This window comes from Kroppenstedtia guangzhouensis, assembly GCF_014637345.1.
Taxonomy (GTDB): Bacteria; Bacillota; Bacilli; order Thermoactinomycetales; family DSM-45169; genus Kroppenstedtia; species Kroppenstedtia guangzhouensis.
Window position 1 is genome coordinate 1 of sequence record NZ_BMEX01000006.1, and the last position, 20,503, is coordinate 20,503.

Sequence of the window (20,503 nt, forward strand, 5' to 3'; positions counted from 1 at the left end):
ATAATGGGGGTGGAGGAGGTGCAACTCCTCCACCTTCGGGGCAATCGGTCGTCCGCCGCGGCGGCCGATCCGCCCAGGTTTCTCTGTGAACCCGGAAACAGTATTGGGTACTAGCTGCCGGGCCACAGGATTCGGGTGGCCGTCCTCAGGAGTTCGATCAACTCGCTGAGGACGGCTGTTTTAGGCAGGTCAACGATCAACAGGACGAGCAAAGCGTGCAAAAGCCGCTTCCATCGTTCCCTTCGCTGCCGCTTCCTCCTCGGGGGAAGCGGTTTGCCTTGCCGCTGCCTTCTCGGAGGCAGCGGCCCAACCGAACCTGGGATGGCTTCACCCCCTCTCTTCCCTGGGGGATCCGCCGACCCGGCAACCACACCTATCCGATTGTCCCTGGCGGGATGACTCCCACCAGGAAGAGTATACCATATCTTCTGTCTAAAGTTTGATTCATTTTCACATACGATAAATTTGGATTCGCGGTGAAATCTCCTTACTTAAGCCCCATGTATAAGTAAAAAACGCCAACCCTCTTCTCGGGTCGACGCCGTCATTTGATTCACTCCTGTGATCTCTTTGCCTCACGGAGGGCGGTTACGAGTTCCTCCACGGTTAAAAAGGTGTCGGATACGCCCAACTCTGCACCGAGTCGGGCCACTGCCGGAGGCTCCAAATGAGCTTGGCAAAGGAGATCGGGACGGGAGAAGATTTCCCGGGTGTCCCCGTCGAGCATGACTTTCCCCCGGTTGAAGACGATGGTTCGTTCAAAGCACTCCGCCACAAAGTCCATATCGTGAATAATCGTCAACACCCCTTTACCCTGATCGGTCAGAGTCCGGATGATTTGTCGGATCCGCTCTTTTCCCTCGTGATCCTGGGCGATGGTCGGCTCATCCAAGATGACGATATCTGTATCCATGGCCACCACGGCGGCGATGCAGACCAATTTTTTCTCCGACAGGCTCAAATCCTGGGGGTTGATCTCCAACCGCTGCTCCAAGCCCACCATTTCCAACGCATCCATCGCATTTTGCCGGGCCGTTTCCCGATCCTGTCCGATATTGAGCGGGCCGAAGAGTACTTCTTCCAGCACGTTTCCCTTAAAGATCTGATCATCAGGGTTTTGAAACACCAGACCGACTTGTCGCGCCAAAGTGGCGGCGGTGGCTGTCCGGGCATCGGTTTCCCCGACAGTGATCCCCCCTTGATCCGGCTTCAACAAACCTTTCAGCAGCTTGACAAAAGTAGTCTTGCCCGCTCCGTTCTGACCGATGATCGCGGTGGGTCGATGGTCGAAGTCGAGGGTGATATCCTGTAACACTGGAACATCCCGTTGATAGGAAAAGGATAGATTCTCCACACGGATCATCGCCATTTTTCCAACACCTCACGCGCTTCCTCCAACGTGATCGGAAACAGGCCGGAATCCACCCGCCGGAGATTCAATTGCCGGCAAACCTTCGTGTAAATCGGCGCCTCCACCCCGTACTCCGCCAGATCTTCCCTCGAAAACACCTGTGCCGGGGTGTCAAAATCCACCACCCGGCCGTCATCCAACAACAACACCTTGTCAGCGAAGCGGGCGATCTTCTCCGGTTTATGCTCTGTCAGGATTACAGTCATCCCTTCGCGACTCAAGCTTTGCACCGCCTGAAACACCTCTTCCGAACCCTGGGGGTCCAGCTGGGAGGTGGGTTCATCCAGGACGATCATCTGTGGCTTCATAGCGATGATGCCGGCAATGGCCATCCGCTGCATCTGCCCCCCGGACAGATCGAAAGGGTTGCGATCTTTGGATTCCTCCAGCCCCATCAGCTGAAGTGCATCATCGATCCGCTCCAGCATTTCCCGGCGCGGCACGCCCATGTTCTCCAGCCCGAAAGCCACTTCCTCCAGTACACTCAATTTGGAGCCGGTCACCTGAGTGAAGGGATTTTGAAAGACAATCCCCACTTTTCGCGATATCTCACTGATCGTATGGTTTTTCACTTCCAACCCGTCGACGATCACCTTGCCGCCATAAGCACCGTGATAAAAGTGGGGAACCAGTCCGACCAGTGCCTGGCACAAAGTGGATTTTCCCGACAGATTGCGGCCGATGATCCCGATGAATTCTCCGGTTTCCACTTCAAAAGAGATATCCTTCAAGGCCAGTTCCTGAGCTCCCGGATAGCGATATTTCAACCCTTCCACCACAAGTTTCTTCATAGAAATACCCTCCAGACCGCCGCCGCGATCATCACCGTCCATAACCCCCACAGAATGGAGCGTGTAGCCACATATGCCTTTTCCTCATGGAGAAAAGTTTTCTCCCCCTTTGCGTTAAATCCGCGGACTTCCAGTGCCATCGCCCGCTCTTTCACTTGGATCAGGGAGCTGAGCACCACCGGGCCGATCAGGGGCAGAAAGGCCTTGATCCTCACAGACAGTTTCCCTTCCGTCTCCATCCCCCGGGAACGTTGGGCATCAGTAATCCTTTTCATCGTCGACATCATCTGGGGAACGATCTGAAAGACGGAGCCGAGGACATATCCAAAACGGGGGGAGAGCCCCCGGCGCACCAGGGATTCAACCAGATCCGACGGCTTCGTCGTCAAAACCAGGATTAAAAAGGAACCGACGATGTTGATCACCCGAAAGGTGATCCACAGTGCAAACAGAAATCCCTCCCGATAATACGTCACCAGCCCCAAGGAAAAAAGCGGCGTTTCATTGGATGGGTGGAACAACCCCTGAATGAGAATCACCGTGATTAAAATAAGAAAGACAAATCCGTAGACCGGCAGCGATTTTTGGAACACCTTTCCGATCCAAAGTAAAAAGAGGCTGCATAACATGCAGATCAGGGCCATATACCAGTTGGGAACCAGGATCGGAAGAGCAATCGCCGCCAAAATATAAACCATTTTATTGACCGGGTCGATCCGGTGAAGGATGGAATCCCGGTCGACGTAGAGACTGATCGATTTCACAATGGCTTCACCGCCTTTCCGATGGAGTCTCTCCACTGGATCAATCCAAATCTTCCACTTGGCTGTGGCGGTGGAACATTTGCTTCACATTGTCGGGAAGTCCCCGGTAGATGGCATAGGCCGCCAAGACAACCAACACCTTGTCCGGAAGATCGACAACGATCTCATCGAGAAAGGAAGCCAACCAGATGGAGGAGGTTTGGGCCATGACTGCGGCAAAGACGGCATCGCCCCAAAGGTTTCCCGTCTGTCCGCCCCAAAAGGCAACATTGAGCGGAGTGGAGATCACCACTGCGGTGAGACCGACAGCCACTCCGACGACCACGGCCTTCCCCCAGCTCTGAATCCACCCTTTGTGGGCCATGATCCCGGCGATCAACCCGATAAAGAGACTGGTGATCCCGTATACAAAGGAAATCGGATCCATAGTCAACCCATAGATGATATTGTTCACCGCTCCGGAAATCGCCCCGATGACCGGTCCTGCCAGCATACTGGCCAGGATCGTCCCGATGGCATCCAGCCACAACGGCAATTTCAATACCCCGGCAAACAGCTTTCCGATATAGTTGATCCCGACAGCTGCCGGAATCAAGACGAGTGAAGCAGTTGAAAAATGAAATGACCATAGGCTTCTCTTTTCCATGTGCAATCCCCCTTACATCTTTTTTCTCCGGTTGTTCGGCTCCGGGCATATCCCCCGTCCATTCCCCATCTCTGATCATAACCCTTTCAGCCTGTGATGAATAGATCCTATATCCTGACAACCATGTATTCTCTCCTGTTTTCCCCGAAAAAACTTCCTGGGACCACCTGGCATTTCTGTTCGGTCCCCTGCCCGGAGTCATCTGAAAATCCAATGCTGGATGTCCCAGCAATCAAACCGCGAGTTTCTCCGTCTTCATTTTCGCAATCCGCCGACAGATGAATCCGCAACTTCCCGCATACAATGGGGAAAAGAAAAAGGAGGTCGGATGTATGGAAAGCTCACAACGGGAATCGGAAGAACAAAACCTTTGCCCACCGGAACAGCCGAAGCAAAAGATCCCGAGGGGGGGGCCGCGCCCGGAACGGATGGATGCAGTGAAGAAAGCACTGGAACAAAGCCTGTTCGCCGAATCAATCCTGCTCACCCTCTCCGGCCAGTTCGCTTCCATCCCCGAGCTGAAAGGCCAACCCGGACTTGCTTCCGTCTCAGGTGAAGAAGCCTGGACCGGCTCCCTGAGACTGACGGCTAAGGGTTGTCTCGAGCGGATGACAGGGCAGGATTGGCATGAAACCGTGCTGTCCCAGCTGGTCCACAGTATGTATGAAGCCCGCCGCCGGGACCGCCTGAAACGCGGGTATCTGATGGAACTGAAGCGAAATGCACCGGAAGATGCCCGTCCGGCTGTGGAAAACTGGATCCACTGGGTGGACTACGCAGAGTTGAGCCTTCAGGAAGCGATGGTCCATGCCCGGGAACTGATCGGCAGCCACTCCTGGGATCACTTCGCTCCTCAAAAATAATGGGCCACACAAGTGGCCCTTGACTGTTTACTGAATCCCTGTTCGCATATACCGGTCTGCCGCCCGTTTCTCCCCTCATTTCGTAAAAATCTTCACCTCTTTCGGCCCCAAGGTGGAGGTAATCTTCCCACCGGAAACAGTCTCCCGATCGGATCCCATCCGGTTGTACATCGTTGTTCCATCGGGGAGATTGGACAGATTGGGAATGGTGCGGGTCTGACTGTTCCAGGAATTGTTGATCATGACAACCACCTCATCCCCGCCCTTGGAACGCTGGAAGGAATAGAAAACATCATCTACCCACTTTTCCTGCTGACTTCCATTCTGCAAGGCGGGATGGGAATTGCGGACAGCATTGAGTTTGGCAACATATCTGTACAGTTCATGATCCGCATCAAACACCATATCTTCCCGGTTATACGGATCCTGACCGCCATGGAACCCTTGCTCGGTCCCCTGATACATAACAGGAATCCCCCGGATGGTGAACATAAAACCGAGGGCCGTTTTTAATTGCGGCCATTTATCCCAATTGGCGCCGGGCCGGCCCGAAGCTTCGTTCAAGAAACGGGGCACATCATGATTATCCAGAAAGACCCCATTCAGATGTATATTGCGGTAGCGCCAATCTTCATTAAATCGCTCCCGGATTTGGTACATGGATTGATCCTGACCGAATACGTCTTTGATCGTATAATACATCGGAAAGTCCAACACACCGTCCAGGTAGTTGGAATAATCCGCCACATAGGCCGGATCCCCATGGTAGACCTCTCCCAAGGTGAAGGTATTGGCTGCTGCATCAAAATCTCGCCAAAACCATTTGGGCACATGTTTGACCGTATCCACCCGCAGACCGTCGACTCCCGTACTTTGAACCAGCCAGCTGATCCACTTTTTCAGCTCTTCTGCCACTGCCGGATTCTCATGGTTCAGATCATCCAGACCAGCAACATCTCCATTTTCCAACCACCATTGATTGTTCCAATCCTGTACATCCCCATGATGATGATACCAGTCATATTGATCGAAGGGAGCCTTTGCATACCCGTTATTCGGTTGAAAATCTCCCGTATGATTTGCCACTACGTCCAACATGACGGCAATTCCTTTGGAATGAGCCTCGGAAACGAGCTCCTTGAGCTTGTTCATATCTCCCAGATGCCCGTCAATGCTGTAAAAGTCGTAAGTCCAGTATCCGTGATATGCTTGGGCGCTTTTTTGCATCGTGACCGGTGTGATCCAGATCGCGGTAAAGCCCATGTTTTTAATGTAATCCAACCGGTTAATGATCCCTTGAAAGTCACCTCCGTGATACTTGCGTGGATCATTCTTGTCAGAAACAAAACCGCCGTAGTTGTCATTGGCTGGATCCCCGTTGGAAAACCGATCCGTCATGATAAAGTAAATACTCCGCTTCTCCCACTCCGTTTCGGACATTCCATGTACGGGCGGTTTCACCACAACCCAAAGCAGAACCAGCGTCAAGAGAATGACCGCACTTTTGGCTCTTTTCCTGCGGATTGGCCCCATCAACCTTCCCCCTTAATGCAATCGTTTGCACTATATAATAAATCAAATGGATTGAATTTTCAATATTATGTCCCTTTTCTCCTTTAGAGATGATGAAGATCGGGCATGTTGAAAATCTCCGCACCAACCTCCTTTTTTCACATATGCTGGAGAAGCTCAACATTTTGTGGGGAGGAAACAGAGATGCTCATGGATTCAGATCCTTATAAAAGGGGAATCCGACAAAAAATCCTGACCATTGTCCAACACAGCCGTCGTTTATTGACCCGTGAGGATCATCTTTCATTCTCGACGGAAGAGCGAAACCGCCTGCTGTCCGATCTGCTTCATTTAGAACAGACTGCCACCTTCCCCGGTACAACTTCCGCCCAGCTATCCTGGCTGTATCAAAGGGCAATCGATCTCTATAACAACTATCTGCAACAACGGGGCAAAAGGGCATCCACATCGAATGAAAGAACTGACACCTCAGCGGAAGAAGAAGAACACACCATTCCTTACAAACCCGTTCCCATCGGACAGCACGTTCTTCCCCCACTCCCCTACCCCTATGATGCATTGGAACCCCACATCGATGAAAAGACCATGCGGCTGCACCACGACAAACACCACAAAAGTTACGTGGATGGTCTCAACAAAGCGGAAAGGATGATGGCCAAGGCCCGGAAGACCGGGGATTTTGAGCTGATCAAACACTGGGAGCGGGAAGCGGCCTTCAACGGGGCCGGCCACTATCTCCATACGATCTTCTGGGATATCATGGGTCCCAGGGAAGGCGGAAAGCCCACAGGAGAGATTAAAAAACAGATCCAACATGATTTTGGAAGTTTCGAATCCTTTAAAAAGCATTTTTCCTATGCTGCAGAAAAAGTGGAAGGGGGCGGCTGGGCGATCCTGGTGTGGTCCCCCCGTTCACATCGCCTGGAGATCTTGCAGGCGGAAAAACACCAAAATCTAAGCCAGTGGGATGTGATTCCTCTCTTGGTGCTGGATGTCTGGGAACATGCCTATTATCTCAAGTACCACAACGACCGCAAGAGATACATCCACGCCTGGTGGAACGTGGTCCGCTGGAGCGCCGTCAATCACCGATATCTGAAAGCAAGGAAATTGCGCTGGAAACCTTATTAAAGAAGACGCTCATTAATATGTAAAAGGGCGGGCAATACCCGCCCCCGGCCTGATGTTCACGGCCAAAATCAAAGGCTTCGGCTCTTTGTCTTCAATATTGCTGGTATCCGGCGGGCTTGCTGATCGATTGAGCTTGCTGAATTTTTTGCTGGGCTTGGCTCAGCCCCTGCACTGCTTGTTGCAATTGTTGCTGCTGCTGGGCGTTCATCTGAGCTCCCTGACTCTGCTGCAATTGCTGAACCTGTTGCTGAGCTTGCTGCAATTGCTGTTGGGCTTGTTGCAAAGCCTGGGGATTGGCCTGGGATTGAGCCTGCTGGACCTGTTGCATCGCTTGGCGTGCCGCCTGAACGGCTTGCTGGAATTGCTGTTGTTGCTGTTGCTGTTGCATAACTCATCGCCCCCTGATCCGATTTTGGCGGGCGGCCGAAAAAGACCCGCCGACAGTTAGAGTGCGACGAAAAAAAGAAAGTTATGCCCCCCTACCGGGAAAGAAAAAACCTGTCGTTTCGACAGGTTATTGTTTGACACGACGCCGGGCCTGCAAAGCGAAATATGCGAAAAAGAGGCTAACCAACCCATAGATCGCGTTCTGTTCCGCAAGAAAAAACTGGATCATCGCATTTCCCAACAAAAGCAGGCTTAAAAGCATATAGGTTCCCCGGGAAAAGGGATTTCCCCGAAATTCAAACATGATAATGAAAAAATACAACGCGATCACCATAAAGTGGACCGCGTTGGGCGGATCATCCTGCAGGTAGAAAATCCCCGTACCCAGAAAAAACAGGACGATCATCCCGTAGAGTATTTGCATGCAAAACACCTCATTTAGTCCCGCTCCCGAAAAGCCCGGCACTTCCACAAAGGAGCGGAAGACTGTCAATCGCCAATGTTCTCGAGGATCAGCTGGTTCACCATCTTCGGGTTGGCTTTGCCTTTGGTTGCCTTCATCACTTGGCCGACCAAAAAGCCCAACGCCCGGTCTTTCCCGTTTCTATAATCGGTCACTGATTGCGGATTGGCTTGCAATACATCGCTGACGATCTCTTTCAGTTTGCCTTCGTCGCTGATCTGTACCCAGCCTTTTTCCTCCACGATTTTGGCCGGGTCTCCTCCTTGTTCCACCAGCTCTTTAAAAACCTTTTTGGCCAATTTGGAGCTGATGGTTCCCTGATCGATCAATTGTATCATCCGTGCAAGGGAACTGGCGGTGATTCGGGTCTCCTCCAGTTCCTTGCCCTGGTTGTTCAGATAACCAAGCAACTCCGAGGTGATCCAATTGGCCGCTGATTTGGGATCTGCCCCTTCCGCCGTCACTTGATCAAAGAAGTCGGCGATTTTTTGGGAGGAAGTTAAGAGGCCTGCATCGTAGGCGGACAGACTGAAGCTGCTCATATAACGTTCCCGGCGTGCATCCGGCAATTCCGGCAGGGAGTCTTTCACTTTTTCTTTCCACGCTTCATCGATGTGAAGCTGAACCAGATCCGGTTCGGGGAAATACCGGTAGTCATGAGCTTCTTCCTTGCTTCTCATCACCTGGGTCCGCCCTTGATCCTCCAGCCAGCGCATCGTTTGCTGAACGATGGTGCCTCCTTCGGAAAGAACCTGTGCCTGCCGCTCTTCCTCGTATTTGAGGGCCCGTTCCACATTACGGAAGGAGTTGAGATTTTTCATCTCCGTCTTGGTGCCAAAGGTGGTGCTTCCGACAGGTCGCAGGCTGATATTGGCGTCACAGCGAAGGGAACCCTCTTCCATTTTTACGTCGGAGACACCTGTGTATTGAATAATCTGCTTCAATTTTTCCAGGTAAGCCCGGCCTTCTTCCGGTGAACGCATATCCGGCTCCGACACGATCTCGATCAGAGGCACCCCGACGCGGTTGTAATCCACCAGTGTGCCGTCCCCTTGGTCGGAGTGGATCAATTTGCCGGCGTCTTCTTCCAGATGGACACGGGTGATTCCGATTTTCTTTTTCTTTCCGTTCACTTCAATCTCCAGCCAGCCGTCGGTTCCGATCGGTTGGTCATATTGAGAGATCTGGTATGCCTTGGGCAGGTCCGGGTAAAAATAGTTTTTCCGGTCAAATTTGCTCACATCGGCGATGTTGCAGTTGAGGGCCAGCGCGGCCTTCATCGCAAATTCCACCGCCTGCCGGTTCAGCACCGGGAGCACTCCGGGATGGCCGAGACAGACGGGACAGGTTTGTGTGTTGGGCGGAGCCCCGAACTCGGTGGAGCAACCGCAAAAGATCTTGGTCTGGGTGGACAGTTCCGCGTGAACTTCCAGGCCGATTACGGTCTCAAATGGACTCATTGGGTGTCACCTCCCAGCTTCGGTTCCGGCAAGCGTTCCCCATGTTGTTCGTAAGCGTGGGCCACCTGAAGTACCTGGGCTTCAGCAAAGGGGCGACCCACAATCTGGAGACCGACTGGCAATCCGTCAGAGAGGCCGCAGGGAACACTTACTGCAGGCAGTCCGGCCAGGCTGACCGGAATGGTACAGATATCATTCAGATACATGGTGAGAGGATCCTTCGTCTTCTCTCCCAGTTTAAAAGCCGTCGTCGGAGTCGTGGGGCCCACCACCACATCGTAACGATCGAAAATGCTTTCAAAATCCCGACGGATCAGAGTCCTCACCTGTTGTGCCTTTTTGTAGTAGGCATCATAATATCCTGAACTGAGGGCATAGGTGCCCAGCATGATCCGCCGTTTCACTTCTTCCCCAAAACCGGCGCTCCGGGTGCGGCTGAACATGTCGATCAGATTTTCCCCGGCGGCACGTTGACCGAAACGCACCCCGTCGTAGCGGGCCAGGTTGGACGAGGCTTCCGCAGGAGCCAACAGATAGTAGGTGGCCACTGCATACTCCACATGGGGCAGTGAAACCTCCTCCACCACCGCCCCCAGATCCTCCAACACCTCCAGTGCCTGGTTCACCCGATCCTTCACACCGGAATCGATCCCGTCCCCCATCAGTTCCTTGGGGACCGCCGCTTTGATTCCCTTCACATTCCCGGTGAGGGCGGAGACATAATCAGGCACTTCCACATCCGCCGATGTGGAATCCAGGGGATCGTGCCCTGCCATCGCCTGCAGGACATAGGCGGCGTCCTCCACGTTTCTGGTGAGAGGGCCGATCTGGTCGAGAGAAGAAGCGAAGGCGATCAATCCGAAGCGGGAGACCCGTCCGTAAGTGGGCTTCAGACCCACCACACCGCAGAAGGCCGCCGGTTGCCGAATGGAGCCGCCGGTATCAGAACCCAGGGCGAAGGAGACTTGCCCCGCCGCCACCGCCGCCGCTGAACCGCCGCTGGAACCGCCGGGGACCCGCTCCGGATCCCAGGGATTGTGGGTCTCGTGAAAACCGGAGTTTTCGTTGGAAGAGCCCATGCCGAATTCATCCATGTTCATCTTTCCGACCAGGTTAGCCCCCGCTTGTTCCAGCCTGTCCATCACGGTCGCATGGTAGAGAGGAGTGTATCCCTCCAAAATTTTGCTGCCGGCGGTGGTGGCCACCCCCTCGGTGCTGATATTATCCTTGATCCCCATGGGAATTCCCACGAGGGGACCCTTTTCCCCGGAACGCTGATCCAGAGCCTGTGCCCGTCGGCGGGCGCCTGCTTCATCCACTTGCAGAAAAGCGCGAAGGTTGCCGTCGGTCTCCCGGATCCGCTTCAAAGAGGCATCCAGGAGGTCCGAGGCAGTGAAATCTCCGTTTTTCCATCCGTTATGTATCTCCTTGAGAGATTTCTTCAACAACGACATGGTCTTCCTCCTTTACTCCTCAAATACATCGGGAACCCGGAACATCCCGTCTTTTTGGTCCGGTGCGTTCAGCAGTGCTTGTTCCCTGTTCAGGGAAGGCCGTTTCTCATCCGCGCGCAACACATTGGCCATGGGCAATACATGGCTGGTGGGCTCCACACCCTCCGTGTCCAGTTCGTTCAGTTTTTCAGCAAATTGGAGAATATCATTTAACTGCCCGGTGTACAGCCGGACCTCCTCATCAGTCAAGGAGAGACGAGCCAGTCGGGCCACATGTTCCACCTGTTCCTTGGAAATCGCCATTTTTCAAACCACCTCCCCATTTATGGAAGCAATCCAAACAGCATCGTCGGCCGCCCGGTTCCACCTATCGAACAGGCCTTTCCTTCCTAAACAGTATAGCACAAACCCCCTTCTCTCTACCCCCTGCCCCTGCAATATCTATTGAGCTCATGGATTGGAAAAAACTCTCCCAACGGGAGCCGAATAAAGAAGGAACAAAGGCTGAAAAGAATTAATTCACCCCGCAAATGAAGTCACTTTCTCTTTGGCAGATCTACCTGCCCATACAAAATTCCGCCTCCCACTGTTCACGTAACCCATAACCTGTCTTACATCAAACATGGATGATATGCGGCGTGTCGTAAAACTCATCATCCTCAAAGCGCCAGTATCCGATGAAGTGATCCCCTTCGCCTACCCCTTCGATATAGGGCTTAATCCACTCGATGAAGAGATTCACTTGATCAAATCCCAAGGAAATATAAGTTCGAATCACTACGTCGATATACTTTTCCCCATCCACTTCATGTATTTGAAGCTCACTATGAGGGAAACCGGCGAAGGATCCATCATCCCCCCATAACATACATTTCCAATCGGAAGTTTGAAACAGCGGGTGGTTGGGAGGATCAAACTCCGATTCCTCTGCATCTGAAATCCAATGTTCGAATCACAGATTCCGGGGCATCGCTTCTAAGTTTAAAAGCTGCAACAAATTCGCATGAATTCATTTGAATTCCTCCCCTTCTCAATTGCAATACATAATGCTGGAAAATTGATTTGTTTTTACAAAAAACCGAACCCATCAAACGGTTCGGTCCATCCATCTTTGGCTCAATAAGTTTCTACAGTTTCCACTGGTGGATCCGGGCGGAATCGATCCAAGTTGACTGTTTCCGCCATCGCCCGGTAACCAGCATCGTTGGGGTGGAGATGATCACCGGAATCGTAGGCAGGGAGGAGGCGGTCCGGGTCTGCAGGGTCGCGGAGAACTCTTTCAAAATCAAACACCCCGTCAAAAGCACCGGAAGTGCGGATCCACTCGTTCACTTTTTTCCGTGTGGCGTTTCCCTCTTCAGTATAATAATCGGATCCTTTATACGGCAGCAAAGTCCCCCCGTATATGTTCACCCCCCGCTCATGGGCCTGATCGATGATGCGCTTCAACCCTGCAATGATGTGCTCGGCATCATAGTCGTGGGGAGTATGGCCAATATCGTTGATCCCCTCGAGCAGGATCACATCGGTTACACCGGGTTGACTCAACACATCCCGCTCCAGCCGGTTCAGGGCGCTCGGTCCATACACCGGGTCATCCCGCCAGATCTTGTTTCCCGAAATGCCGGCGTTCATCACAGACATGCGAATCCCTTCCTGCCGAAGGCGAACCGACAATAGATCGGGATAGCGCTGGTTGGTGCTGTGAGTGGAGCCCGCTCCATCAGTGATGGAATCCCCCAGGGTGACGATGCCGCCGGTGGTTCGAGGGTGGGGAATCACATCCACGCCGGTCAGCCAATACCACGCCTGGATCGGTTGGGTAAAAGCGGTAGGCTCCGTCTCCAACGCATGATTACCCGGTTCGGAAATATAGGAGCGCTGTTTGGCGAGCCGGTGCCAGCTGACAGGCCCGCTCTCCCCAGGGACGTACAGACTGACCGCCAGATCCTCCCCCGCCTTCACCTCGAATCGAAGAGGATCGCTGTGGGCTGTCATCCCCGGTTCAATGGTGACCGTCCCCTTTCCTCCGAATGTGACCCGGGTGTTGGTGTGGGGAAGCAATGCCGCTCCTTCCTCCACCTTCCCGATGTAAACGTTCCTGAAGGTGACCGGTTGCTGACCAAACTGGTTGGAGAGGCGGAGACGCACTCTTTTTCCATCCAGATGGGGATGGATGATCAGTCGCAACGTCCGGTTCTCCACTCCCTCCAGTGCCTCTCCGGAGGGTTTCTGGTGACTGGCCGTCCAGACACCCATCCACGGCTTCTCGGGCTTGACCGCCTCCGCCTCTCCCCGGACATCCAAATGGAACACCGCCCATATCACCCCGATCAGCGCTGCCGCCCCGATCACTATTTTCTTCATTCTTTTCCGTCCCCTTGTATTTTCGTGATTACGATTCCTATGTATATCTCGACTTTCACCTATTTTACCCGGTAATTTCCTGTTTGTTCAACCATCTTCTCTATTCAACAGCGATTTCCGCAATTCTTTCAATTTATGTCCCGTTTTCTGTTGATCTTTTCACCTTTTTCACGGATAAATGATCATCTTATCCCACAGTGCCGGACACATAGATTCCTTCATCTGTACACGCTTGCACATGAGAAATCAAAAACTTAATAGCCAACCACTGAATTTTCCTCCCTTCTCCTCGCAACTCCCTGTGTTATTATGGACACACAAATCCAAGCGGCCGGGGTGATTTGGTGAAACGGTTCGGCATCTCGGGCCCTCTCTGGTGGGCCGTACTGCTGGCGGTTGTTCTTGCCATACACTTTTTCATCACCTTTTGGTACCTGACACCCAACAACCCTGTAAAAAGTAAGTGGTGGGATCGACTGTACGCTTATATGGATCCTCTATTCACCCAAAATTGGCAACTCTTTGCCCCCAATCCCGTTTCCCAACATCAGGATGTCTGGGCCAAGGCCCGGGTGAAGGACCCCGCGACCGGTCAGCTCCGGGAGACGGATTGGAAAAACATCACCCGGCCGATGATCCGGGACAAGCAATCACAACGGATCTCCTCGGAAGGCCGGGTTCTGCGGCAGATCAGTGTGGGGGCCCGCCATTTCCGCGGCGACGACCCGAAGGAGAAACAAAAGGGGGAGTGGATCCTGCAACGGTCTGTCTCCACGGCTCTGGGACTAACCTTCTCCGACAGCGACATCCAACAGGTAAAATTCCGGGTGGTGACCAATCTCTTTCCCCGATTCCAGGATCGCCGCAAGGGGGATGATGAAACGCCACTTTATTTTCATGAATCGGGCTGGCTGGAATTCCTTCCGGTGGGTCCCGCCGCAGCAAAGGAGTGGCCGGAATGATCAAGCGCCTGGAACACTTCCTGACCACGCGCCATCTGCTGATCGGAACAGGCCTGATGCGATTTTTCCTCGGGAGCGGAATCTTGTATCATCTGTTATTCCACTACCGAGAACGACATTTGTTGTGGGGGTCCGGTGGGCTGTGGCCGACGGACAAATTTTTGGAAGCGTCGGCCGAACGGGGGATCATCACCTTGTTCCAACTGTCGGATTCCCCCTGTTTTTTCGAATGCATCTACCATCTCGGCATCCTGATTGTCCTGATGTTCACTCTGGGATTTCGAACCCGGTTGGCGACCGTGCTCACTTTTTTGCTGTTCTGGTCCCTGTATTACCGTAACCCTTTCATTACCAACGGCGGTGACAATTTGGTGCGTATCCAGCTCTTTTATATGATGTTTACTCAGGCGGGAGCCGCTTTTTCCCTGGACCGATGGCTGAAAAAACGGAAACAGGGGAAAATACGGGGCCGGCTCGCCCCCTATGGGGCCGTTCTGCACAATGTCGCGGCGGCGGCCATCATCATTCAACTTGTGTTTGTATATTTTACTTCGGGTATATATAAAGTGATGGGGTCAATGTGGCAAGAAGGAACCGCCGTCTATTATGCGATGCGGGTGCAGGACTATGTATGGCCAAAGGTGAGCCCCTGGTTCTGGCAATCGGAAACGATAATCGTCTTCCTCAGCTATGCTTCCGTACTGTTTCAGGTATCCTTTCCTTTTCTGCTCCTCAACCGGTTCACCAAATACTTGGCGTTGTTGGGAGCCTTCACCTTTCATACCGGGGTGGGACTGATGATGAACCTGGCCCTTTTCTCCTGGTACATGATCGCCTGCGAATGGATTCTGCTCGGCGACCGGGAGTACCGTCGCTTGGCCCGCTTCGGAAAAGGGATTCGATCCAAAGGAGGTGCCTGGATGCTGAAGCACCGACCCGCTTTTTTCACCCGTCGAGAAGTGACCATCTTTTACGACGGCTGGTGTCCCTTCTGCACCCAAAGTGTCAACACTGCCCGTCGGTTGGACTGGTTTCGTCTGTTGAAGTTTGTCTCTTTCCGGGAGCCCGGAGTGCCGGAACGCTTCAACCTCGACCCCGCCCGCCTGGAACAGCGGCTCCACAGTACCGGGGACGGAAAAACTTTTCACGAGGGAATCGACGGGATTCTGCAGATGGTGACCCGTCTCCCACTTCTGTGGCCGGCCCTCCCCTTTTTGTTTCTCTCCCACTGGCTGGGCTTCGGCCAACGGGTCTATGACTGGATCGCCACCCGTCGTACCATCCTCCCCACCGGAGGTTGTGATAAACACTGCTCCATCGAAAACCCGAAAAAATCCTCCTGACACGGAACAAAAGCACCGGACATGGAAAACTCCGGTGCTTTATCAAATGTAACGCCTATTTGATTGTCCCTTGCGGGATCACACACCTTCTATTCAGGATTCTACTCCGATTCCATCATGCCGGACTCTTCAACCATCGCGATCCAGATTATTTATGGACAAATTATCAACTCCTGTATCTTCCCGATCTTACTCCCCGATCTCTTCTTCAAAAATCGCCACCACCCGACTCCAAGCGGCGCTGGCTTTGGCAATTTTTATTGGGAAAGCGCTCACTTTAAAGCCGAAGGGCTTTGGAAGCTTATCCAGGTTGCATAATTTTTCGATCTGACAATACTCTTTCTCTCTCCCCACCAGATGGGCTTCCCAGAATTCCGTTTTTCCTTCCTTCGCCTCCCGTGCCATTTGATCAAGGGGGCGATCCAATCCCCAAGCATCAATACCGATCAATCGCACCCCGTGATCCACCAACCATTCCACTGCGGATTTCGTCAGTCCAGGTTGTTTGAAAGCGTACTGGGGTGTTCCAAAATGCTTGGATGCGCCGGTGTGGATCAGTACAATATCATAAGGTTGAATTGAATACCCGATTCGCTTCAGTTCTCGCTGGATGTCGGAGTCCGTGATACCTTCACCGACTTTCTTATGGCTCAGATCCAAAAGAACACCATCCCCATAACACCAGTGCAATGGCACTTGATCGATGGTACGGGCAGGTTTCCCTCCACTCGTGGGGCCATAATGGTAGGGAGCATCCACGTGGGTGCCGGAATGGGTGGAAAGGTTGACCTCTTCCACCGCCCATCCCACACCGTCCCGCCACTCTTCTCTGCCGATTCCCAGCATATCTTCGGTTACTCGGACGGATTCCTCATGATCGAAATAATGAATTTCATGACGGTTCAATTCATAGGAAGCGGTGGAATTGTCCAAGGGGTCGCTCAGATCAATCAAAATTTTCCGCTTTCCGTTTTTATCAAAGGTCTCCATGCTTTTCTCCTCCAATGACACATCCACCATTTCTGCTGGATGGGGATCGGGTTTGGGTAACTCATTGTCTGCGGATCCACACTCCATCTTTTTTATGTTCAAAAAGAGAGTACCTGGCATACAAATGGAAGCTTTACAAACGCAGGACCGTACTCTTCACCTTATATTCCTGAGCGACATAAGCTCCGATTTTTCCCTGACCTTTGGCAGCCAACAGACTTCCCAGTTGTCGTCCTTCCTCGGTAGCCATCAGTTGACGAATGGTTTCAGCTGATTCATAATAAGTCTCCACCACGAGTTGAATATCTTGCAATCCCGGATCTTGGTTGGGCAATTGAGTGGGAACCAGCTTACTGATTTTCATTTCCAGCACGCCGGGCAATTTCAACATCCGGGGCATGAATTCAGATATGTAAAACCGCTCAAACTCCTGCACATCCTCCATCTTCCGGTATATACCCACCGTCTTGTACATAATCTCCCCCACTTTTCAATCCTTTCAATCTTCTCATCCTGCTGTTTCCTGCCAAAGACTGTAAGCCTGCCCTGTGGGTACATTTTCCTTTCCAAATTAAATCATTATCCTATAAAAGATGCAACACTTTTAGGAGAATTCATTGAATGAAAAAGAAAGTACTCCTCCAAAGCAGAGAAGTACTTTCTCCATCCGCCCGTTCAAAACACTTCCGACACCAGTTTGGCCTGGGTGAATTGAAGCAGGTAGTCAGGGCCCCCGGCTTTGGAGTCGGTACCGGACATGTTGAAGCCGCCGAAGGGATGAACACCGACAAGAGCTCCGGTACTTTTGCGATTGAAGTAAAGATTACCCACATGAAATTCATCACGGGCCTTTTCCAGATGCGCCCGGTTGCGGCTGTAGACAGAACCCGTGAGGCCGTATTCGGTGTTGTTGGCGATGGCCAGGGCGTGGTCGAAGTCCTTCGCCTTGATGAAAGCCAGCACCGGCCCGAAGATCTCTTCCTTGCTGATCCGGGCCTCGGGATCCACGTCAGCGAACAGGGTGGGCTGAATGAAATAGCCATTTCCTTTCCCTTTGCCACCCCCGGTCACCAACCGGCCTTCTTTTTTTCCGATCTCAATGTAATCCATGATCTTCTCCACCGCCCTCTCATCCACCACCGGCCCCATATCGATCTCCAGGTTTCGGGCCGGTGCCACCTTCAACTGTTGGATCAGCCGGGTCACCTTTTCCAACATAATGTCGTAGACATCCTTGTGAACTACCGCTTTGGAACAGGCGGAACATTTCTGACCGCAAAACCCGTAGGCTGAACGGACGATATCCCCCGCCGCTTTGTCCAGATCTGCGTCCCGATCCACAATGATGGAGTTTTTGCCACCCATCTCGGCGATCACCCGTTTGATCCACTTTTGCCCAGGTGCTGTTTTCGCAGCCAGTTCGTTGATACGCAGCCCCACCTCCCGGGAACCGGTGAAGGAGATGTACCGGGCCAGCGGATGTTGCACCAGATACTCCCCCACCTCTCCTCCCGGGCCAGGGAGGAAGTTGACCACCCCGTCAGGCAAACCGGCTTCGATCAAGATCTTCATAAATTGGGCGGCGATCACCGAGGTGTTGCTGGCCGGCTTCAGAACGACCGTGTTCCCGGCCACGACGGAGGAAACCGTGAGACCCACCATGATCGCCAGGGGAAAGTTCCACGGCGGGATCACAATCCCCACTCCCAGGGGGATATAGTGTTGCCGATTGTCTTCCCCCGGATTGCGGGTCAGGGGCACCGGTTGTGACAACCGGATCATCTCCCGACCGTAGTATTCCAGGAAATCGATGGCCTCCGCAGTGTCTGCGTCGGCCTCCACCCAACTTTTCCCCGCCTCCAACACCATCCAGGCGGAAAATTCATGCTTACGGCGGCGCAGAATCCCCGCCGCCCGAAACAGGATGTCGGCCCGGGCTTCCGGGGTCACCCGTTTCCAACTCTCAAAAGTGTGGACCGCCGATTGAATGGCTTTCTCCGCCAACTCCTTGTCCCCCCGGGCCACATAGCCGATCACCTGATCCAGGTTGGAGGGATTGATCGAGCGAATCTTCTTCTCCGTGAAGACCTCTTCTCCCCCGATGATCAGAGGGTAATCCCCTCCCAGCTGATTCTCCACCCGGGACAAGGCCGCTTCAAATGCCGCCCGGTTCAATTCCTGGGAAAAATCGGTAAAAGGTTCGTTTCGAAAGGGAGTGACTCCCATCTCATCCTTCTCCTTTCCTGTGGTTTCTCCCGGATCCGATGATGGGGCAACGGGACCCGGGTTCCACCATCCGCATATATTATTCTGAACCCAAAACCGAATTCCATCCGGGGTGAACCCGTCGGAAAGAGGGAATGATACCGGATACTTTATGTATGCTTCAAATCTCCTGGACAGATTGTGAGGGATGAATGGTGTCCTTTACACGTAAAGTCGTATTAACCTTATCCGCGCATCCGCGGGTGACGAGGCTGATTTCCAGATACGGCATGAAATGGGGGGCCTCCCGCTTCGTGGCCGGTGAAACGATGGCTGAGACCGTCCGCACTGTGAAGGAACTGAACGCCGATGGACTGATGGTTACACTGGATCTGCTGGGTGAAGGTATCACCACCGGAGAAGAAGCAGCAGCAGCCGCTCAGGCCGCCATTGAGTCCTTGGATGTGATCAGTGCAGAAGAGCTCAACTCCACCATTTCCGTCAAGCTGACCCAGCTGGGGCTGGACATCGACCCTGGTCTCTGCCTGGATCATATGGACCGAATCGCCGCCAAAGCAAAGGAAACGAAAAACTTCGTCCGGATCGACATGGAAGATTCCCCCCGAATCGAGGCTACCCTCGACATCTTTAAAACCCTCCTCTCTCGATACGGAAAGGAACGGATCGGTACAGTCATCCAATCCTATCTCTACCGCTCGGAACAGGATGTCCGGGAGCTGGGGGAACTGGGGGCCAACCTGCGCATTGTGAAGGGGGCTTACAAAGAGCCCAAGGAAGTGGCTTATCCGAATAAAAAAGATGTGGACGCCAACTATCTGCGGCTGGTGAAGATGCACCTGTTGCGAGGCGGTTACACCGCTGTAGCCACCCATGATCCACAGATCATCGACTGGACAAAGCGGTTTGTCCGGGAACACCACATCTCCAACGACCGATTTGAGTTTCAGATGCTCTACGGGATCGCCAACACCCTCCAACGGGACTTGGTCAAGGAAGGATACAATGTGCGGGTCTACACCCCTTACGGAAAAGATTGGTATCCCTATTTCACCCGCCGCATCGCCGAACGCCCCGCCAACGCCCTGTTTGTGTTGAAGGGCTTGTTACGGAGGTGAAATCCGGCAACCCATGGAATCGGCCCACAGCGGCCGACTTTTTCTATCTCCCCGACGGATCGAGAGCAATATGATCACCATGTACATTGGAGTTCCGTACGGAAAGATCCGGTTGTCCAGGAGTCTCCGCTCCCTGTTCCAGCCCCGGACCGTGGAGAAGAAAGCCGTCCACACATCCCACCGCCGGGTGATGGAAGTGCTCAGAATGATCCCCTGAAAAGAGCAGGGACATCTCGCTTACCGGACGGGAGCTGTATTCATGTAGAAGTCGTGTCTGTGATAATCGGGAGGCGGGTGTGAAGCAGCGGGGGGCGGTTGCCTCACTTCCTTGATGCAAGTACACTATTGTAAAGGAATTTTATGTTGCCGGGGAATTCAGAAACGAGCGGAGAATTCATGAAAGAACTGCGGGAAGCGGGGCAGCACGAGGAAGCGAGGAAACGGATGTTGAGGTTGGCGGAAAGAGAGTCGGACAACGCCCAAATCCAATTCCAGTGCGCCTGGGTTCACGACTCTCTCGGTTTGGAGCGGGAGGGTGTCCCTTTTTACGAGCGGGCTCTAAGATTGGGCCTCTCCGGCGAAGACCGGCGGGGGGCC

At 53.1% G+C, this 20,503-nt stretch carries 20 protein-coding genes and 2 pseudogenes; 7 read left to right on the forward strand and 15 right to left on the reverse strand.

The window, feature by feature from the left end; translation table 11 throughout:
- Window positions 1–553: 553 nt before the first annotated feature.
- From IEV46_RS10075 to IEV46_RS10090, 4 genes are read right to left on the reverse strand one after another with little or no spacing between them, the layout of a single operon-like run.
- On the reverse strand, window positions 554–1,363 hold the full coding sequence (locus IEV46_RS10075; RefSeq protein ID WP_229736041.1) for an energy-coupling factor ABC transporter ATP-binding protein: 810 nt from the start codon (window positions 1,361–1,363) through the stop codon (window positions 554–556).
- Window positions 1,360–2,202, reverse strand: coding sequence for an energy-coupling factor ABC transporter ATP-binding protein (locus IEV46_RS10080; protein ID WP_188432452.1), 843 nt, complete (start codon window positions 2,200–2,202; stop codon window positions 1,360–1,362). Before IEV46_RS10080 ends, IEV46_RS10075 begins: the two co-directional genes overlap by 4 nt.
- Window positions 2,199–2,966 carry an energy-coupling factor transporter transmembrane component T family protein gene (locus tag IEV46_RS10085; RefSeq protein ID WP_188432563.1) on the reverse strand — a complete coding sequence of 256 codons (768 nt, stop codon included), beginning with the start codon at window positions 2,964–2,966 and terminating at the stop codon, window positions 2,199–2,201. Before IEV46_RS10085 ends, IEV46_RS10080 begins: the two co-directional genes overlap by 4 nt.
- Window positions 2,967–3,006: 40 nt before the next feature.
- Window positions 3,007–3,612 (reverse strand): ECF transporter S component, encoded by a 606-nt coding sequence (locus tag IEV46_RS10090; RefSeq protein ID WP_188432453.1) that lies wholly within the window; start codon window positions 3,610–3,612, stop codon window positions 3,007–3,009.
- 332 nt (window positions 3,613–3,944) lie between these two features.
- Between IEV46_RS10090 and IEV46_RS10095 the strand changes: the two genes are divergently transcribed.
- Window positions 3,945–4,475, forward strand: coding sequence for a hypothetical protein (locus tag IEV46_RS10095; protein ID WP_188432454.1), 531 nt, complete (start codon window positions 3,945–3,947; stop codon window positions 4,473–4,475).
- A 75-nt stretch (window positions 4,476–4,550) separates the two neighbouring features.
- On the opposite strand, the pseudogene IEV46_RS10100 reads toward IEV46_RS10095, so the two are convergent.
- Window positions 4,551–5,906, reverse strand: a pseudogene (locus IEV46_RS10100) (alpha-amylase family glycosyl hydrolase); the annotation flags it as partial.
- 285 nt (window positions 5,907–6,191) lie between these two features.
- Between IEV46_RS10100 and IEV46_RS10105 the strand changes: the two are divergent.
- A complete protein-coding gene (locus IEV46_RS10105) occupies window positions 6,192–7,139 on the forward strand; it encodes a superoxide dismutase (RefSeq protein ID WP_188432456.1) in 948 nt (315 codons plus the stop codon).
- 91 nt (window positions 7,140–7,230) lie between these two features.
- On the opposite strand, the gene IEV46_RS10110 is transcribed toward IEV46_RS10105, so the two are convergent.
- From IEV46_RS10110 to IEV46_RS10140, 7 genes are all read right to left on the reverse strand, one after another.
- On the reverse strand, window positions 7,231–7,527 hold the full coding sequence (locus IEV46_RS10110) for a hypothetical protein (protein ID WP_188432457.1): 297 nt from the start codon (window positions 7,525–7,527) through the stop codon (window positions 7,231–7,233).
- Between the two features lie 126 nt (window positions 7,528–7,653).
- A complete protein-coding gene (locus tag IEV46_RS10115) occupies window positions 7,654–7,950 on the reverse strand; it encodes a hypothetical protein (RefSeq protein ID WP_188432458.1) in 297 nt (98 codons plus the stop codon).
- Between the two features lie 65 nt (window positions 7,951–8,015).
- Window positions 8,016–9,449 carry an Asp-tRNA(Asn)/Glu-tRNA(Gln) amidotransferase subunit GatB gene (gene gatB, locus IEV46_RS10120; RefSeq protein WP_188432459.1) on the reverse strand — a complete coding sequence of 478 codons (1,434 nt, stop codon included), beginning with the start codon at window positions 9,447–9,449 and terminating at the stop codon, window positions 8,016–8,018.
- The gene (gatA, locus tag IEV46_RS10125) at window positions 9,446–10,903 is read right to left on the reverse strand and encodes an Asp-tRNA(Asn)/Glu-tRNA(Gln) amidotransferase subunit GatA (protein WP_188432460.1); all 1,458 of its coding nucleotides are present in this window, start codon (window positions 10,901–10,903) and stop codon (window positions 9,446–9,448) included. The genes gatB and gatA overlap by 4 nt, the downstream gene beginning before the upstream one ends.
- Before the next feature lie 12 nt (window positions 10,904–10,915).
- A complete protein-coding gene (gatC, locus tag IEV46_RS10130) occupies window positions 10,916–11,206 on the reverse strand; it encodes an Asp-tRNA(Asn)/Glu-tRNA(Gln) amidotransferase subunit GatC (protein ID WP_188432461.1) in 291 nt (96 codons plus the stop codon).
- A 313-nt stretch (window positions 11,207–11,519) separates the two neighbouring features.
- Entirely contained in the window at window positions 11,520–11,771 is a 252-nt protein-coding gene (locus IEV46_RS10135) for a hypothetical protein (protein ID WP_188432462.1), read from the reverse strand.
- A 248-nt stretch (window positions 11,772–12,019) separates the two neighbouring features.
- Window positions 12,020–13,270, reverse strand: a complete 1,251-nt coding sequence (locus IEV46_RS10140; RefSeq protein ID WP_188432463.1) for an SGNH/GDSL hydrolase family protein — start codon at window positions 13,268–13,270, stop codon at window positions 12,020–12,022.
- A 344-nt stretch (window positions 13,271–13,614) separates the two neighbouring features.
- Between IEV46_RS10140 and IEV46_RS10145 the strand changes: the two genes are divergently transcribed.
- Together IEV46_RS10145 and IEV46_RS10150 are read left to right on the forward strand one after the other, a co-directional pair.
- Window positions 13,615–14,232, forward strand: a complete 618-nt coding sequence (locus tag IEV46_RS10145) for a DUF5819 family protein (protein ID WP_188432464.1) — start codon at window positions 13,615–13,617, stop codon at window positions 14,230–14,232.
- Window positions 14,229–15,575 carry a DCC1-like thiol-disulfide oxidoreductase family protein gene (locus tag IEV46_RS10150; protein ID WP_188432465.1) on the forward strand — a complete coding sequence of 449 codons (1,347 nt, stop codon included), beginning with the start codon at window positions 14,229–14,231 and terminating at the stop codon, window positions 15,573–15,575. The genes IEV46_RS10145 and IEV46_RS10150 overlap by 4 nt, the downstream gene beginning before the upstream one ends.
- 189 nt (window positions 15,576–15,764) lie before the next feature.
- Here the strand turns inward: IEV46_RS10150 and IEV46_RS10155 are convergent, their stop codons facing one another.
- The 3 genes from IEV46_RS10155 to pruA form a co-directional block, all read right to left on the reverse strand.
- A complete protein-coding gene (locus tag IEV46_RS10155) occupies window positions 15,765–16,565 on the reverse strand; it encodes a cyclase family protein (RefSeq protein WP_188432466.1) in 801 nt (266 codons plus the stop codon).
- A 133-nt stretch (window positions 16,566–16,698) separates the two neighbouring features.
- Window positions 16,699–17,040 carry an EthD family reductase gene (locus tag IEV46_RS10160; protein WP_188432467.1) on the reverse strand — a complete coding sequence of 114 codons (342 nt, stop codon included), beginning with the start codon at window positions 17,038–17,040 and terminating at the stop codon, window positions 16,699–16,701.
- A gap of 200 nt (window positions 17,041–17,240) precedes the next feature.
- Complete coding sequence (gene pruA, locus IEV46_RS10165; protein ID WP_188432468.1) at window positions 17,241–18,791, reverse strand: L-glutamate gamma-semialdehyde dehydrogenase; 1,551 nt, start codon at window positions 18,789–18,791, stop codon at window positions 17,241–17,243.
- Between the two features lie 191 nt (window positions 18,792–18,982).
- Between pruA and IEV46_RS10170 the strand changes: the two genes are divergently transcribed.
- The 3 genes and pseudogenes from IEV46_RS10170 to IEV46_RS18485 all read left to right on the forward strand — a co-directional run.
- The gene (locus IEV46_RS10170) at window positions 18,983–19,906 is read left to right on the forward strand and encodes a proline dehydrogenase family protein (protein ID WP_188432469.1); all 924 of its coding nucleotides are present in this window, start codon (window positions 18,983–18,985) and stop codon (window positions 19,904–19,906) included.
- Window positions 19,907–19,919: 13 nt separating this feature from the next.
- On the forward strand, window positions 19,920–20,123 hold the full coding sequence (locus tag IEV46_RS10175) for a hypothetical protein (protein WP_188432470.1): 204 nt from the start codon (window positions 19,920–19,922) through the stop codon (window positions 20,121–20,123).
- A gap of 227 nt (window positions 20,124–20,350) precedes the next feature.
- Window positions 20,351–20,482: pseudogene (locus IEV46_RS18485) on the forward strand (tetratricopeptide repeat protein); the annotation flags it as partial.
- Between the last annotated feature and the right edge of the window lie 21 nt (window positions 20,483–20,503).

Coding starts and splice junctions, on each gene's coding strand:
- IEV46_RS10075 (WP_229736041.1), bottom strand. CDS start 1,363: ATGATCCGTGTGGAGAATCTATCCTTTTCCTATCAACGGGATGTTCCA.
- IEV46_RS10080 (WP_188432452.1), bottom strand. CDS start 2,202: ATGAAGAAACTTGTGGTGGAAGGGTTGAAATATCGCTATCCGGGAGCT.
- IEV46_RS10090 (WP_188432453.1), bottom strand. CDS start 3,612: ATGGAAAAGAGAAGCCTATGGTCATTTCATTTTTCAACTGCTTCACTC.
- IEV46_RS10095 (WP_188432454.1), top strand. CDS start 3,945: ATGGAAAGCTCACAACGGGAATCGGAAGAACAAAACCTTTGCCCACCG.
- IEV46_RS10105 (WP_188432456.1), top strand. CDS start 6,192: ATGCTCATGGATTCAGATCCTTATAAAAGGGGAATCCGACAAAAAATC.
- IEV46_RS10110 (WP_188432457.1), bottom strand. CDS start 7,527: ATGCAACAGCAACAGCAACAACAGCAATTCCAGCAAGCCGTTCAGGCG.
- IEV46_RS10115 (WP_188432458.1), bottom strand. CDS start 7,950: ATGCAAATACTCTACGGGATGATCGTCCTGTTTTTTCTGGGTACGGGG.
- gatB (WP_188432459.1), bottom strand. CDS start 9,449: ATGAGTCCATTTGAGACCGTAATCGGCCTGGAAGTTCACGCGGAACTG.
- gatA (WP_188432460.1), bottom strand. CDS start 10,903: ATGTCGTTGTTGAAGAAATCTCTCAAGGAGATACATAACGGATGGAAA.
- gatC (WP_188432461.1), bottom strand. CDS start 11,206: ATGGCGATTTCCAAGGAACAGGTGGAACATGTGGCCCGACTGGCTCGT.
- IEV46_RS10135 (WP_188432462.1), bottom strand. CDS start 11,771: ATGTTATGGGGGGATGATGGATCCTTCGCCGGTTTCCCTCATAGTGAG.
- IEV46_RS10140 (WP_188432463.1), bottom strand. CDS start 13,270: ATGAAGAAAATAGTGATCGGGGCGGCAGCGCTGATCGGGGTGATATGG.
- IEV46_RS10150 (WP_188432465.1), top strand. CDS start 14,229: ATGATCAAGCGCCTGGAACACTTCCTGACCACGCGCCATCTGCTGATC.
- IEV46_RS10155 (WP_188432466.1), bottom strand. CDS start 16,565: ATGGAGACCTTTGATAAAAACGGAAAGCGGAAAATTTTGATTGATCTG.
- IEV46_RS10160 (WP_188432467.1), bottom strand. CDS start 17,040: ATGTACAAGACGGTGGGTATATACCGGAAGATGGAGGATGTGCAGGAG.
- pruA (WP_188432468.1), bottom strand. CDS start 18,791: ATGGGAGTCACTCCCTTTCGAAACGAACCTTTTACCGATTTTTCCCAG.
- IEV46_RS10170 (WP_188432469.1), top strand. CDS start 18,983: ATGGTGTCCTTTACACGTAAAGTCGTATTAACCTTATCCGCGCATCCG.
- IEV46_RS10175 (WP_188432470.1), top strand. CDS start 19,920: ATGGAATCGGCCCACAGCGGCCGACTTTTTCTATCTCCCCGACGGATC.